The organism is Allokutzneria oryzae, from assembly GCF_042429765.1.
In the GTDB taxonomy this organism is placed as follows: Bacteria; Actinomycetota; Actinomycetes; order Mycobacteriales; family Pseudonocardiaceae; genus Allokutzneria; species Allokutzneria oryzae.
Map to the genome: position 1 here is coordinate 64871 of NZ_JBHLZU010000010.1, position 13135 is coordinate 78005.

A 13135-nucleotide genomic window follows, 5' to 3' on the forward strand; every position below is an offset into this window, starting at 1 on the left:
CTGGCAGAGGCTAGGTCAGGTCGCGGGTCAGCCGCAGGCGCGCGGTGCGCACCCGCTGCGTGTACGCCGGGTCGAAGACGTCGATGACCTGGTCCTCCAGGGTGGCGGCCAGGCTGGAGAGGGCGACCCGCTCCGCGTGGTCCTCGGTCAGCGGGTCCAGACCGCCCTGGTCGTCGGTGCGGGAGATCCAGTCGAAGAGCACGAGCGCCTCGTCGGGGCTCAACCTGATGGTGACCTCATCACTCGTCACCCCAAAGAAGTTATCGACTACCCACCCGTTCGGGCGACCCCCGGTTGATCACCTGGTAGGCAGGTCCCGGGCACAGGGCACGCTCACGGCGATCCCGTCGAGCACGATCTCCAGCTTGCGGGCCGCCCACGGCCGGTGGTCCTGCCGCACCAGCCCGGTCACCAGCCGCAGCGTCTCCTGGTCCGCCGGGTCCGACCATGCCCGCGTCAACGCGTCTTTCACCTGGCCGGTCTTCGTCCGGTGCAGCCGCGCGGCGGTGCCGCCCGAGGCCCGCGCGAAGTCCACCACGATGTCGGCGACCAGCACCGCGGACTCCACGTCGAAGCCCGCCTCGCACAGCCGCCGGATCAGGGTGATCGTCCGGCCGACGAAGACCTCCCTCGCGGCGGGCACGGCGCAGAGCACCTGGTCGACACCGGGGTTGTCGGCGTACATGTCCCACAGCGCCCAGGTCTCGGTCTCCAGCAGTGTGCGCCAGTCGAGCGGGCCGGCGGGCGGTGGAAGCCCGGCGACCAGGCGTTCCACCGCGGCGACCACCAGGTCGTCCCGGTCGGCGACGTGCCGGTAGAGCGCGGCGTGGGTCGCGCTGAGCCGCTCGGCGACCGATGCCAGGGTCAGGTCGGTGAACCCGACCGCGATGGCTGCGTCGGCGATCAGCTCACGGTTCAGCCTCGGTGGTGGTCCCGGGCGGCGGCGCGACGACGGCTCACTGCTCACGAGGTCAACCTAGCTGGCCGCGAGGTGAGCTCGGATTGCCTCTTGGCTATCTGTTACAGGTTGTAATAATCTCGGGACAGATCGCCGTTCTGCTCGACCTGGGGGTGTGCAGAACGATCCGGTCGGCGCGGGTGACGCTGTCGGGGGACGGTGTGTTGCCCGCGCCGGTCAGGTCGACTCGCGCGGTCGGAGGTAGTAGTGGACCAGCGCCCGCTCACCATCGGGCAGCGTCCAGTCCATGCGGGCGCTGGCCACACGCCGCCAGCCGGTGCGCTCGTAGAAGGCGATCGCGTCCTGCCCGATGTCGGCGACGTCCAGGGCGACGCGCAGCTCGCCCGCCGCGGCGACGGCGGTGTCCACGAGGGCCTTCGCCACGCCTCGCCGCCGTGCCCGCGGTGAGACGAACAGCCTGGTGATCGCGGCCAGCTCGTCCGGAACCGCGACGTGGGCCCGTGCGCTGTCCGGGAAGCGTTGCAGCGCGACGTGCCCGAGCACCTCACCGTCCTCAACGGACACCCAGCAGCCGAGGAGCTCGTCCGGGGTCAGCCAGCGCTCCGGATCGGTGGGCCAGTTCGAGGGGTAGCCGTCCTCGGCGTGCACGTCGGCCATGGTCTTCACACAGGCGGGCAGGTCCTCCGGGGTTCGTCGCCGCACGACGGGAGTGGTCATCGCGCGAGCCTGGCAGGCAGGCGGTCAGTCGCGCATCAGGATTCCGTGCTCGTGGGCGTAGATCACCGCGTGCACCCTGGTCCGCAGCCCGAGCTTGGACAGCACGCGCACCACGTGGGTCTTGACCGTGCCCTCCTCGATCCACAGCTCGCGGGCGATCTCGGCGTTGCTCAGGCCGCGCGCGAGCTGGAGCAGCACCTCGTGCTCCCTCGGGGTGAGGCGGTCCAGCTCCTCGGTGGCCGGGCGCGGGCTCAGCCGGGCGAAGCGGTGGATCAGCTTGTGCGTCACCTGGGGGTCGATCAGCCCGTGCCCCCGGTGCGCCGCGCGGACGGCGTCCAGCAGCAGCCGGGGCTCGGAGTCCTTGAGCAGGAAGCCGGTGGCTCCCGCCCGGAGCGCGCCGAAGAGGTAGTCGTCGAGGTCGAAGGTGGTCAGCGCGATGATCTTCGTGCTGGAGCCGGCCAGCCTGGTGATCGCGCCGATCCCGTCGAGCCGGGGCATCCGGATGTCGAGCACCAGCACGTCCGGCCGCCGCTCCTCGGTCCGGCGCACCGCCTCCGCGCCGTCGGCGGCCTCGGCGACCACGTCGATGTCCGGCTCCGCGTCGAGCACCAGCCGCAGCGCCGCGCGGACCTCGGCCTGGTCGTCGGCGACGAGCACCCGGATCATCGCTGCCCCGCGCGCACCGGCAGCACGGCCCGCACCCGCCAGCCGTGCGGGACCGCCGCGCCGATCGTCAGGGTCCCGCCGAGCAGCCGTGCGCGCTCCCGCATCCCCCTGATGCCCGAGCCCTCGGCGACCCCGCCGTCCGGCGGCGTGCCGGGCCCGTCGTCCTCGACGGTGATCGTGACGGCGTCGGCGTCGCGCGCGACGGTCACCGCGACCGTGCTCGCCCCCGCGTGCCTGACCGCGTTCGTCAACGCCTCCTGCGCCAGCCGGTACCCGCCGTGGTCGACGAGCGCGGGGAGCCGGTCCAACCCGGACGGCAGCTCGACGGTCACCTTTCTGTCCGATGTGGACAGAAGATCGACCAGGTCGGCGACCTCGGTGATGCGTGACCCAGAGGGCCTGTCCCGCAACGTCTCCAGCATTTCCCGTACCTCACTCAGTGCCCGTGCGGCCACGTCGTTGATCGTGTCCAGCGTCGTGGTCGCCACCGGTGGCGCGTTCGTCAGCACGTGCCGCGCCGCTGCCGCCTGCATCCGGATCGCGGTCAGGTGGTGGCCAACGGCGTCGTGCACCTCGCGGGCGAGCCCCGCTCGTTCCTCGGCGACCGTTCTGGCCGCCTCCGCTCTGTGCAGCCGCGCCAGCTGCTCCGCTCGCTCGCCGCGCAGGCGCACCGCGTAGCCCACCACGGCGGGCGCGATCGCCGTGATGATCATTTCGGTCAGCACGGTGGTGGTGCCCATCGGTTTGGCCGCGACGAACGCGGGCACCAGCAGGAATCCCAGCACCGAGATCGCCAGCACCCCGGCGAGCCGGTTCGGCCGGTGGTAGGCGGCCGAGGCGCACGCCGCCATCGCCACGAGCTTTCCCGACCAGCCGGGCACGGCGAAGCCGAGCAGCGCCACCAGGACCGACAGCCCGGCCGAGGTGAGCGGCAGCGTCTTGCGTGCCATCAGCGGCGCCACCACGCCGACGCTGAGCACGGCGAGCGCCATCGGCTTGGCAGGGGAGCCCTCCGCGAGCGCCGCGCCGAAGACGAGTGCGGCGGTCGCTGTGCAGAGGAGGACGTCCCGGCTCGAAGGCATGCTCCGTTGGTACACCAGTCAGGCCGCGCAGTGGCTGCCGGGCGCGGGCAGCTCGCCGGAGGTGAGGTAGCGGTGCACCCGGTCGCGGACGCAGGCGTTGCGGCCGCCCCAGTACTGCGCGTGGCCGCCTTCGGCACTGAGGTAGCGCGAACCGGGCAGCTGCGCCGAAACCCGCTTCGCGTGCTCCGGCGTCGTGGCGTCGTCGTAGGTGCCGCTGGCGACCAGGATCGGGGGCAGGTTCTTCGCCTTGATCGGCTTCGGTGGGTAGACGCCGATCTTCGGCAGCCCGGCGCAGTGGTAGCCCATCAGCCACACCAGCCGGTAGCCCACCCGAGGCGCCCGCGCCTGTACGTCGCTCTCCACCCGCTTGAGGCCGTCGTAGCTCACGTCGTACGGGAAGTCAGAGCACAGCGCGATCCTGGACAGGTCGGGGTCCTTCGCGCCGCGCCGCTGCGTGGCGAACAGCGTCGCGTCGCCCTTGTCGGCCTGGGCGAGCGCCTTGGCGAAGTCCGGCCACGCGGCCTCGAAGCCCGATGGCGCGAGCGAGACGATCTCCGACGCGGTCACGACCCTGCCCGGCTCCGCGCCGGGGGCGGGGATCGGCTCGCGTTCCGCCGCCGCGATCACCCGGTCCCAGGTCGCGAGTACGTCCCTGCCGTGCAGCGCGGAGGTCGGCTCCCGCTCGGCCCACTTCGCGAAGCGGTGCAGATTCCCTTCCGCGACAAGGGCTCCCGACATCGCCCACGACCGGTGGTCACGGTTGGAATGGTCGAACACGCTGTCGAGATACATCCGGTTCACCTTGTCGCCGAACAGTTCCACGTAGTTCTGCGCGTAGACGGTTCCGAAGGAGTTGCCGTAGTAGTTGAGCTTGCGCTCGCCCAGCGCCATCCGGATCGCATCGAGGTCGTGTGCGCCTTGCCAGCTGTTCAGCTTGTCCCGCAACGCTCCCAGCGCCGGAGTGCAGTTCTCGGCGAAGTGCCGGTTCGCCTCGGCGTAGCGCTCGTAGGGGGTGCGCTCGGTCGGTGGCCAGTGCGCGAAGTCCGGGACCGGCGCCGGGGTCGGGCAGGACACGCCCTGACTGGCGCCGAACCCACGCGGATCGAAGATGATGACGTCGAACCACTGAGTCAGCTCGGCGAAGCTGTCCTTGAACTGCGGCAGGTACTGCACGGTCGGGCCGGGGCCGCCGAGGTTGGCGACGAGAGGACCGAGCTTGCGGGACTGGTCGCGCGCGGGCAGCTTCGCCAGCCCGATGGACGTCCGCGGGCCGTTCGGCCGGGCCCAGTCCACCGGGACGCTGACGTCGGCGCACTGGATGCCGTCCCCGCAGGTCCGCCAGGTCACGCGTTCCCCGGCGGTGGCCGCCGTGGCGAGCCCGGCCAGCAGGCCCGCGACGGCGGTCATGGTGATCATTGCCCTCATGACGTCGAGCCTGGCCTCGCCGAGGCGCTGAACTCGTCCATCTTTCGATAGATCCCGGCCACCAGCCGCGGCGCCGCCACTCCTCGACGTCCGGTCGCTCCAAGCCGGCCGTGGTGTCCGACCTCAAGCGTCTCGCCACCCGCGAGGTGCTGGTCGAACCGCCAGCAGTTCCCCGGTCGCCGTCCCCGCGTCGACGTGGCCGTTGACCCGGAGGAAGTCCAGCTCGTCCCTCCGTTGGGCCTCGTCCGCGCGGTGCCCGAGGACCGGGGCCCTGTGGCGGCACCGGGACCAGGTCGCCGTCCTCGCTGCCGAGTCGTGACACCACGCCGGCCCACCACCAGGGCAAGTGTCTCTAGCTCTCGCGGTGGACCTGGAAGGCCGCGAAGCTCTGCGCCACCGGCATGAGCTCGATGGTGTTCACGTTGAAGTGCGGAGGCTGTGCGGAAACCCAATGCACCGACTCCGCGATGTCCTCCGCGCTCAACGGCTTCATGCCCGCGTAGACGTTGTCCGCCTTGCTCTCGTCGCCGTCGAAGCGCACGACGGAGAACTCGGTGCCGCCGCACATGCCCGGCTCCACGCAGGTCACCCGGACGCCGGTCCCGTGCAGATCGCTGCGCAGGTTCAGGCTGAACTGGTGCACGAACGCCTTGGTCGCGCCGTAGACGTTGCCGCCGGGATAGGGGTAGGTCCCCGCGATCGACCCGAGGTTGATCACGTGGCCCCGCCCGCGCGCCACCATGCCGGGCAGCAGCGCGCGCGTGCAGTACACCAACCCCTTGCAGTTGGTGTTGACCATCTGCTCCCAGTCGTCCAGGTCCGCCTTGTGCGCCGGCTCAAGGCCCTTCGCCAGTCCCGCGTTGTTCACCAGCACGTCGACCTCGGCGAACTCCGCGGGCAAGGTGGCGACGGCGGCTTCGACGGCCGCGCGGTCCTGCACGTCGAGCTCGATCGGGAGCACGTTCGCGCCCAGCTCGTCCGCGAGTTCGGCGAGCTTGCCCGCCCGCCGGGCGGTGGCGACGACGCGGGCGCCCTCCGCGACGAATCGGCGCACGATGGCGGCCCCGAATCCTGCGCTGGCGCCGGTGACGAACACGGTCTTCTGCCTGGTCACAAAGATCACCGTTCTGTGCGGGCTGCGATGCGGTCGAGGAAAGTGTGCAACGCCTGGTTGAACACCTCGGTGCGTTCGAGGTTCGGCATGTGCGCGGCACCTTCCACGACGGTCAGTGTGGAGTCCGGCAGTCGCTCGTGCATGAGCCGGGCGTCGCCGATCGGGGTGTACTCGTCCTCGGTGCCGACCACGACGAGCGCGGGCACCGCGACCCGGCCGAGCATCTCGACGTAGTCCGGCCGTTCCGCCCGACCCAGCAGCGCCGCGGCGGCGCCCTCCGGCGGAGCGTTCAGCATCATCCGCAGCACGTGCTCGGCTGCGACCTCGCCGTTGCCGGGGGCGACCATCTTCCAGAGCACCTCCTCGGAGTATGGGCGCATTCCCTCTCGGAGCAATCGCGCTGCCATCTCGGCACGGTTGCGCCTCCCGTCCGACGTCTCCGCCTGCGCTGAGGTGTCGGCGAGCACCAAGCCGCTGATCCGCTCCGGGAACTGCCGGTGGCACTCCATCACGATCTGCCCGCCCATGGACAGGCCGCCGAGCACGAACCGCTTGACGCCGAGGTGGTCAAGCAGCGTCGCTATGTCCCTAGCGAACGTGCTGAGCAGCGTTTTTCCAGGAACAACCGTGCTTTCGCCGTAGCCGCGAAGGTCCGCCGCGATCACTCGGCGGCCCAGTGAGGAGAAGTGCTCGACCTGGGGCCGCCACATGCTGCGGTCGAAGGGGTGGCCGTGCACGAGGACGAGCGCCTGCTCGCCCTCTCCCAGGTCGTCGTAGCCGAAGGTGATGCCGCCGAGGGTTACAGTGCTCATGTCATCGACGCTAAGCAACGGCATAATCGAGTGCAATAAGAGCAATGTTCTCGAAGCAATAAGGCGGGGCAGTGGACGACTACCGGGTGATCGCCGACGCGATCGCGGCCGACATCGCCAGCGGCCGCCTCCGGCCGGGCGAGCGGTTGATCCCGCAGCGGCAGTTCGCGCGCAGGCACCGCATTGCGAACTCGACGGCGGCGCGCGTCTACGGCGAGCTCGTGCGTCGAGGGCTGGCCGTTGGCGAGGTCGGCAGGGGCACGTACGTCCGCGCGGGCAAACCACCACTGGAGACCGCGCTCGCCGAGCCCGGCGAAGCACGGGTCGATCTCGAACTGAACTTCTCGGTGTTGCCGGAGCAACCCGCGCTGCTCGCCCGCAGCTTGGAGCGCCTGATGCGCCCCGACGTGTTCGGCTCGGCGCTGCGACCCGTTGCCGCGACGGGGAATCCGGCCCTCAGGGAGGCTTCGGTCGCCGCGTTGAGCCGCACCGGCTGGGCACCGGACCCACAGAACCTGGTCTTCGCGGGCAACGGCCGCCAGGCGATCGCCGCCGCCGTCGCCGCACTCGTGCCAGTGGGTGAACGCCTCGCCGTCGAAGCGCTGACCTACCCGGTGGTCAAGGCGATCGCGGCGCGGCTCGGCATCACCCTCGTGCCGCTGCCGGTGGACGAGCACGGCATCGACCCGGACGCCCTGCGCTCCGCCAACGTGCGCGCGGTCTACCTGCAACCGACGCTGCACAACCCACTGGGCTTCTCGATGCCGGCCAGCCGCCGCCAGGAGATCGCGGAAACGTTGCGGCGCTTGGACATCCACGCGATCGAGGACACCATCTACACGTTCCTCCGTGACGAGGTCCCGCCTTTGGCGGCGTTCGCCCCGGAGCGCACGATCCTGGTCGACAGCCTGTCCAAGCGGATCTCGCCCGGTCTCACGGTCGGTTTCGTGGTCGCCCCGCAGGAGCTGACCGACCGCGTGGCCGGAGCCGTCCGCTCGGGCGTCTGGTCCGCCCCCGGCTTCGCGCTCGACGCTGCGGAGTGCTGGATGTCCGACGGCACCACGAAGGTGATCGAGGAGGCCAAGCGCGCCGACGCGGCGACCCGTCAGAAGATCGTCCGCGACCACCTCGCCGACTTCACGATCAGCGGCGATGCCCAGGCGTACCACTGCTGGTGGGAGCTGCCGGAGGAGTGGCGCGCCGAGACCTTCGTCGCCGCGGCGGCCCGCAGGGGCATCGCGGTCAGCCCCGCGGCGGCCTACACCGTCGGAGCGGGCCGCGCCCCCAACGCGATCCGCCTCGCCACCTCGGCCCCACCCCCGGACACCCTCGCCGCCGCACTCCGCACCCTCGCGGCCATAGCCCGCAGCTCGCCCGACTCCCTCGGCATCGACTAACCCCCGACCCTCGTTTTCGCGTTTTGTCACCTAAATGCGAAATGGGAGCGCTCTTTCGTGCATTTAGGTGACAAAACGCGAAGAACCGCGCCGGCCCAGGCCCTTCCGGGTAGGACCAAGATCGGGGAGAAGGGGGGCGGGGTTCCGATGAGGTTGCACCACGTGCAGATCGCGATTCCGGTTGGCGCGGAGGACGAGTGCCGCCGGTTCTACGTCGATGTGCTCGGAATGCGGGAGGTCGCCAAGCCCCCGGTGTTGGCCGCGCGGGGCGGATTGTGGGTGGGCTGCGCCGAGGTGGAAATCCACCTCGGCGTCGAGGAGGACTTCCGGCCCGCTCGCAAGGCGCATCCCGGCATCCAGGTCGAGGACGTCGACGCGCTCGCCGAGCGATTGAGCACAGCGGGGATCGCCGTTGCCTGGGACGAGAACCTTCCCGGCTACCGCCGGTTCCACGTGTTCGACTGCTTCGGGAACCGCTTGGAGTTCTTGCAGCCAGTCTGAGCCGGACGCTGGTGTGGCGTGACAACAGGAAGCCGAGCTGGTCGGTGACGATCTTCTCGTGCGCGCGTGGGCTGGCTGGCGTGGTCGGGGTTTGCGCGTTTTGTCACCTAAATGCGCGAAAGAGCGCTCTCATTTCGCATTAAGGCTACAAAACGCGAACCCCGGGGGGGCGGGGGGCGCGTGGGTGAGGGCGTCAGGGGGTGGTGAGGTGGTGTTACCACTTGCGGGACACGGCTTAGCCGATCAGTCGGACCGAAGATGCCTGGCGCACATGGAAAACGACGTCGAACCAGCCCGCGAACGAGCCACCGGCCAGGTGGTGGTCGGCGTCGTTGTCGAAGTCGTAGTGCGGTCCGATGAGCCGGGTCTTGGTCGGCGTGTGGAGCCACGCGTCCACCGGCGCGGGGTGGTCGCCGCGCAGGTCGAGGAAGAACGCGTCCAGGTCCACGTCGCCCAGGGCCGACTCGGCGAACTCGGCGGGCGGTGCGGGTACCCGGTAGGGCACGTCGCCGTGGTGGAACGTCATCCCGATCGACACGAAGCCGGAGCCGAAGCGCTCGCGGAGCCAGCCTCCGGCATTGCGGCTCGTTTCTGTTGGCGTTGAGGGAGAAACCGTTCTCGGATCGCCCTTCGAGACGTGTGCCGTGCCGCCCCAGTAGACGATCTTGTGCTTCGTGCTGTCGTGCCACTTGATCGTGTTCTGCGCCAGCAGGCGCTCGATCTCGGTGAGGCTGCCCAGCTCGGCGGGGAAGTGCGACGGGTGCGCGATGCGGACCGGATCGCCGGGATGCCGCTCGTTGTAGGAGCGCACCCAGCGGACCATGCCGAGGATTTCCTCGGTGCGCCAGAAGGAACGCGCTTCGGCGAGGATCTCCTCGGGGTCACCGACGCCGCTTCGCACGTAGTCGTCGAGGTAGACGCTCGACATGTCGTCACCTTCAAGCACCACTGACCGAAAACCCTTGTGCTCCACCAGGAATCTCAGGATTCGGTGAGAGAGAAGCGACAGCTCGCGGGCCTGGCGGCTGGACTGGCTCAGTGCCACGACGACGGCGTCACCCACCAGGTCGCCCAGCGGCAGCAGGTCGGCGGACTCCGCTGAAGGGGTCGGTGCGACAGGGTGGGCGTGCTCGTTGAGCCAGTCGGTGATCGTCATGGCCGCCAGCGTCGTACCTCAACAGCGGTTCAGGTCAAGGCGTGGCGCGGCCGGACGGGAATCTCATTGACGGAGTGAGCGCTCACTCCGCACACTGGTCGCATGACACCAGAGGAGAGCACCCGGCGGAGAGCCCCGGGCATGAGCGTCGAACAGCGGCGCTCGATGATCGTGCACGCGGTGCTGCCGTTGCTGATCGAGCACGGCGCGGCCGTCACCACCAGCCAGATCGCCCGCGCGGCCGGTATCGGAGAGGGCACGATCTTCCGCGCTTTCAAGGACAAGGACGAGCTGTTCGACGCGTGCACGCTGGAGGCGCTGCGCCCGGACTCCGTCCTTGACGCGATCGCCGAGATTCCCGTCGACCAGCCGCTGGCGGAGCGGCTCGTCGAGGCCGCGGAGGCGCTCGGCGCCCACCTGGAGCGGATGAGCGCGCTGATGGCCGCCCTGCACCCGACCGGTCGGGGGCGCCGCCGCGACCCGAGCCAGCCAGGACGCGGAACCGGTGGTCGCCGCGCGTCGATGACCGCGATGCGGGGAGCCATGACCGAGCTCTTCGATCCGGAGAAGGACCGTCTGCGGCTGCCCGCCGACCAGCTCGCGTCGCTGTTCCTGTCCCTGCTCTTCAGCCGCAGCAGGCTGAACCCCGATGACGGAGGCCCCAGCATCCGCCAGGTCGTCGATGTCTTCCTGCACGGCGCCGTGGAGGTCGCGTGATACCAGAGGGAGGCGGGGGACTGGAGTTCATGCTCGCGCGCCGCGGCAAGAGGCGCGCGGCGGCGACCGTCCCCGACAGCGGGCTGACCGGCCCGGTGGACATTCCGGAGGCGCCGTCCCCGGAGAAGCCGAAGGACCTGAAGTCGCGGCTTGCCCGTATGCGCACGTCGATCGCGGGCACGGTGCGCGGACTGCCGAAGGTTGCCAGGCTGACGTGGCAGGCGAGCCCCGCGCTGACGATCCTGATCACGCTGATCACGTTGCTGTCCGGTCTGCTGCCGACAGTCACCGCCTACGTCGCGAAGCTCCTGTTGGACTCCGTCGTCGCGGCGATCCAGCACCAAGCCACCACGACCGACATCGTGCGGGTCGCTGTGATCCAGTTCGGGGTGCTGGCACTGACGGCGATCAGCAGCGCGCTCACGACGGTCGCTCAGACACTGCTCCAAGAGCGCATGACCCTGACGGTTCGCCACCAGGTGATGGCGCACGCCAGTGAGCTCCACCTCGCCTACTTCGAGGGCTCAGCGTCCTATGACGTGCTCCGCCAGGCCGCGCAGGAAGCGCCGCGCCGCCCGCTGTCGATGATGAACTCCGCGCTGGGCCTGGTGCGCATGACGATCACGTTCAGCAGCATGATCGTGCTGCTCGTGGTGATCAGCCCGGTTCTCGCCGTCGTCGCGCTGCTGGCACCGATCCCGGCGTTCCTCTCGCAGTCCAAGTACGGCGCGCGCACCTTCTGGCAGACGTTCCTGATGTCGCCGATCAAACGCCGCATGGACTATCTGTCCTCTTTGGTCACAACGGACAACTACGCCAAGGAGACCAAGCTCTTCGGCCTCGGGCCGTACTTCGTCGACCGCTTCCGCAAGCTCGGCGAGGTTTCCTATGAGCGGCAACGGAAGCTGACGGTCAAGAGCAATGCGGCCTCGACAACGTGGGGGTTGCTGAGCACGCTGACGGGTTCGGTGATCGCCCTCTACATCGCACTGGAGGCGGTTGGCGGCCGACTCACCCTCGGCGACCTCGCGCTGTACACGGCCGCGGCGACGGCGGTGCAGACGTCCGTCTCCGGTCTGTTCACGGCTTTCTCCGGGATGTACGAGAACAACCTCTACCTCGACACGCTCTACAAGTTCCTCGACACCAAGCCGGAAATCAGCGCTCCCGCCGAGCCGCGGCCATTTCCATCCACAGTGGACGGTCACATCGAGTTCCGGTCGGTGACCTTCACCTACCCCGGAGCGGACGAACCGGCGCTCGACGGCGTGAGCTTCGAGATCCGGCCCGGCGAGACGGTGGCGGTGGTCGGCCGCAACGGCGCGGGCAAGTCGACCCTGTTCAAGCTGCTGTGCAGGCTCTACGACCCGACCAGCGGCCAGATCCTGCTGGACGGCGTGGACATCCGCGAGTACGACCCGGTCGAGCTCCGCCGCCAGATCAGCGCGATGTTCCAGGACTACGTGACCTACCAGGGAACCGCGGCCGAGAACATCGGCCTCGGCGACCTGGACCGCCTGGAAGACCGCCCCCACATCGAGGAGTCGGCGCGCCGCGCGGGCACGGACGAGCGGATCGAGCGCCTGCCTCGTGGCTACGACAGCCCGCTCGGCCGCTGGTTCGACCAGGGCGTGAGCCTGTCCGGCGGCGAATGGCAGAAGATCGCCCTTGCGCGGGCCTTCCACCGCGAAGCCCCACTGCTCATCCTCGACGAGCCGACCTCGGCCCTGGACGCCCAGGCGGAGCACGACCTGTTCTCGCGGCTGCGGGAACTGGCCTCCGGCCGAACCACGCTCTACATCTCCCACCGGTTCTCGACCGTGCGCCAGGCGGAGCGAATCCTGTTGCTGGAAAATGGAAAAGTCGCCGAGTACGGCACGCACGAAGAGCTGATGGCGGCGAAGGAGGGCTACGCCGAGCTGTTCACGCTGCAGGCCCGGGCGTACCTGGACGAGGTCCCAGCCGGTTGTTGATCCACGGGGGATCGCCTGCGTGCGACCGTCCGAAGTGGACCGTGTCGTGTGTTCTGGGTCACACGGATTCGTCCCAACTCTTCTCCCGGTGGCGGCATCGCACCTGATGTCAGCGTCACTGAGACCGAGGAGGAGTTCGATGAACCGTCCGATGCGGACCGCCGCGCTCGCCGCCCTGCTTGTCCCGATGTTCGGCCTGGGTGTGGGAGCTGCCTCGGCCAACGCCGCGGAGCTGCCGCGCTGCGAGGCGGCGGACGTCGAGGTCACGATGGGGATGACGGGGGAGGGCAACCAGGCCAGCGCCCAGTTGCTGCTCACCATCGTCGGCGAGCGGGCGTGCACCTTCGAGGGCTTCCTGACCGACCTGCGGTTCACCGGCGCAGACGGCAAGCCGCTGACCACCACGCCCATGGAGACCCAGAGCGGCCCGGTCGAGAAGGTCGGCGGCGAGCCCGGCTACGTCGCCGCGGTCGACACCACCTGGACCCGGGGCTTGGGGCAGGGCGACGTGGTCCCGGCGAAGCTGACGCTGCGCCTGCCGGGCGCCGAGCAGCTCAGCGAGGTCGCGTGGTCGGGCGGTGCGATCGGCAACAACGGTGCGATCGCGCACTCCGTGGTCGGCCCCGCCGTGGGCTGACCCCGGCGGGAGCTTGCTG

At 69.8% G+C, this 13135-nt stretch carries 14 protein-coding genes; 5 read left to right on the forward strand and 9 right to left on the reverse strand.

From position 1 onward, the window contains the following. Positions 1-10: 10 nt before the first annotated feature. The 8 genes from ACFFQA_RS11505 to ACFFQA_RS11540 all read right to left on the reverse strand — a co-directional run bounded on the left by ACFFQA_RS11505 (position 11) and on the right by ACFFQA_RS11540 (position 6735). Positions 11-250 carry a hypothetical protein gene (locus ACFFQA_RS11505; protein WP_377851767.1) on the reverse strand — a complete coding sequence of 80 codons (240 nt, stop codon included), beginning with the start codon at positions 248-250 and terminating at the stop codon, positions 11-13. Positions 251-298: 48 nt separating this feature from the next. After that, positions 299-967 carry a TetR/AcrR family transcriptional regulator gene (locus ACFFQA_RS11510; protein ID WP_377851768.1) on the reverse strand — a complete coding sequence of 223 codons (669 nt, stop codon included), beginning with the start codon at positions 965-967 and terminating at the stop codon, positions 299-301. A 168-nt stretch (positions 968-1135) separates the two neighbouring features. Next, positions 1136-1636: a GNAT family N-acetyltransferase gene (locus ACFFQA_RS11515; RefSeq protein ID WP_377851769.1), complete on the reverse strand. Its 501-nt coding sequence runs from the start codon at positions 1634-1636 to the stop codon at positions 1136-1138. A 24-nt stretch (positions 1637-1660) separates the two neighbouring features. After that, on the reverse strand, positions 1661-2302 hold the full coding sequence (locus ACFFQA_RS11520) for a response regulator (RefSeq protein ID WP_377851770.1): 642 nt from the start codon (positions 2300-2302) through the stop codon (positions 1661-1663). Continuing rightward, positions 2299-3384, reverse strand: a complete 1086-nt coding sequence (locus ACFFQA_RS11525) for a sensor histidine kinase (protein WP_377851771.1) — start codon at positions 3382-3384, stop codon at positions 2299-2301. The genes ACFFQA_RS11520 and ACFFQA_RS11525 overlap by 4 nt, the downstream gene beginning before the upstream one ends. Before the next feature lie 18 nt (positions 3385-3402). Beyond that, positions 3403-4809, reverse strand: coding sequence for an alpha/beta hydrolase (locus ACFFQA_RS11530; protein WP_377851772.1), 1407 nt, complete (start codon positions 4807-4809; stop codon positions 3403-3405). Between the two features lie 352 nt (positions 4810-5161). Continuing rightward, positions 5162-5923: an SDR family oxidoreductase gene (locus ACFFQA_RS11535; protein WP_377851773.1), complete on the reverse strand. Its 762-nt coding sequence runs from the start codon at positions 5921-5923 to the stop codon at positions 5162-5164. Between the two features lie 5 nt (positions 5924-5928). Beyond that, positions 5929-6735: an alpha/beta fold hydrolase gene (locus tag ACFFQA_RS11540; protein ID WP_377851774.1), complete on the reverse strand. Its 807-nt coding sequence runs from the start codon at positions 6733-6735 to the stop codon at positions 5929-5931. 71 nt (positions 6736-6806) lie between these two features. On the opposite strand from ACFFQA_RS11540, the gene ACFFQA_RS11545 reads away from it, so the two are divergent. Both ACFFQA_RS11545 and ACFFQA_RS11550 read left to right on the forward strand, forming a co-directional pair. Continuing rightward, complete coding sequence (locus tag ACFFQA_RS11545) at positions 6807-8132, forward strand: aminotransferase-like domain-containing protein (protein WP_377851775.1); 1326 nt, start codon at positions 6807-6809, stop codon at positions 8130-8132. A 147-nt stretch (positions 8133-8279) separates the two neighbouring features. Next, a complete protein-coding gene (locus tag ACFFQA_RS11550) occupies positions 8280-8633 on the forward strand; it encodes a VOC family protein (RefSeq protein WP_377851776.1) in 354 nt (117 codons plus the stop codon). 235 nt (positions 8634-8868) lie between these two features. On the opposite strand, the gene ACFFQA_RS11555 is transcribed toward ACFFQA_RS11550, so the two are convergent. After that, positions 8869-9789 (reverse strand): erythromycin esterase family protein, encoded by a 921-nt coding sequence (locus ACFFQA_RS11555; RefSeq protein WP_377851777.1) that lies wholly within the window; start codon positions 9787-9789, stop codon positions 8869-8871. 141 nt (positions 9790-9930) lie between these two features. Between ACFFQA_RS11555 and ACFFQA_RS11560 the strand changes: the two genes are divergently transcribed. From ACFFQA_RS11560 to ACFFQA_RS11570, 3 genes are all read left to right on the forward strand, one after another. Then, positions 9931-10506 (forward strand): TetR/AcrR family transcriptional regulator, encoded by a 576-nt coding sequence (locus ACFFQA_RS11560; RefSeq protein ID WP_377851778.1) that lies wholly within the window; start codon positions 9931-9933, stop codon positions 10504-10506. A gap of 20 nt (positions 10507-10526) precedes the next feature. Continuing rightward, complete coding sequence (locus tag ACFFQA_RS11565; protein WP_377852248.1) at positions 10527-12479, forward strand: ABC transporter ATP-binding protein; 1953 nt, start codon at positions 10527-10529, stop codon at positions 12477-12479. Between the two features lie 139 nt (positions 12480-12618). Further along, entirely contained in the window at positions 12619-13116 is a 498-nt protein-coding gene (locus ACFFQA_RS11570; protein ID WP_377851779.1) for a DUF4232 domain-containing protein, read from the forward strand. The last annotated feature ends 19 nt before the right edge of the window (positions 13117-13135 follow it).

Coding starts and splice junctions, on each gene's coding strand:
- ACFFQA_RS11550 (WP_377851776.1), top strand. CDS start 8,280: ATGAGGTTGCACCACGTGCAGATCGCGATTCCGGTTGGCGCGGAGGAC.
- ACFFQA_RS11560 (WP_377851778.1), top strand. CDS start 9,931: ATGAGCGTCGAACAGCGGCGCTCGATGATCGTGCACGCGGTGCTGCCG.
- ACFFQA_RS11525 (WP_377851771.1), bottom strand. CDS start 3,384: ATGCCTTCGAGCCGGGACGTCCTCCTCTGCACAGCGACCGCCGCACTC.
- ACFFQA_RS11520 (WP_377851770.1), bottom strand. CDS start 2,302: ATGATCCGGGTGCTCGTCGCCGACGACCAGGCCGAGGTCCGCGCGGCG.
- ACFFQA_RS11555 (WP_377851777.1), bottom strand. CDS start 9,789: ATGACGATCACCGACTGGCTCAACGAGCACGCCCACCCTGTCGCACCG.
- ACFFQA_RS11515 (WP_377851769.1), bottom strand. CDS start 1,636: ATGACCACTCCCGTCGTGCGGCGACGAACCCCGGAGGACCTGCCCGCC.
- ACFFQA_RS11540 (WP_377851774.1), bottom strand. CDS start 6,735: ATGAGCACTGTAACCCTCGGCGGCATCACCTTCGGCTACGACGACCTG.
- ACFFQA_RS11570 (WP_377851779.1), top strand. CDS start 12,619: ATGAACCGTCCGATGCGGACCGCCGCGCTCGCCGCCCTGCTTGTCCCG.
- ACFFQA_RS11530 (WP_377851772.1), bottom strand. CDS start 4,809: ATGAGGGCAATGATCACCATGACCGCCGTCGCGGGCCTGCTGGCCGGG.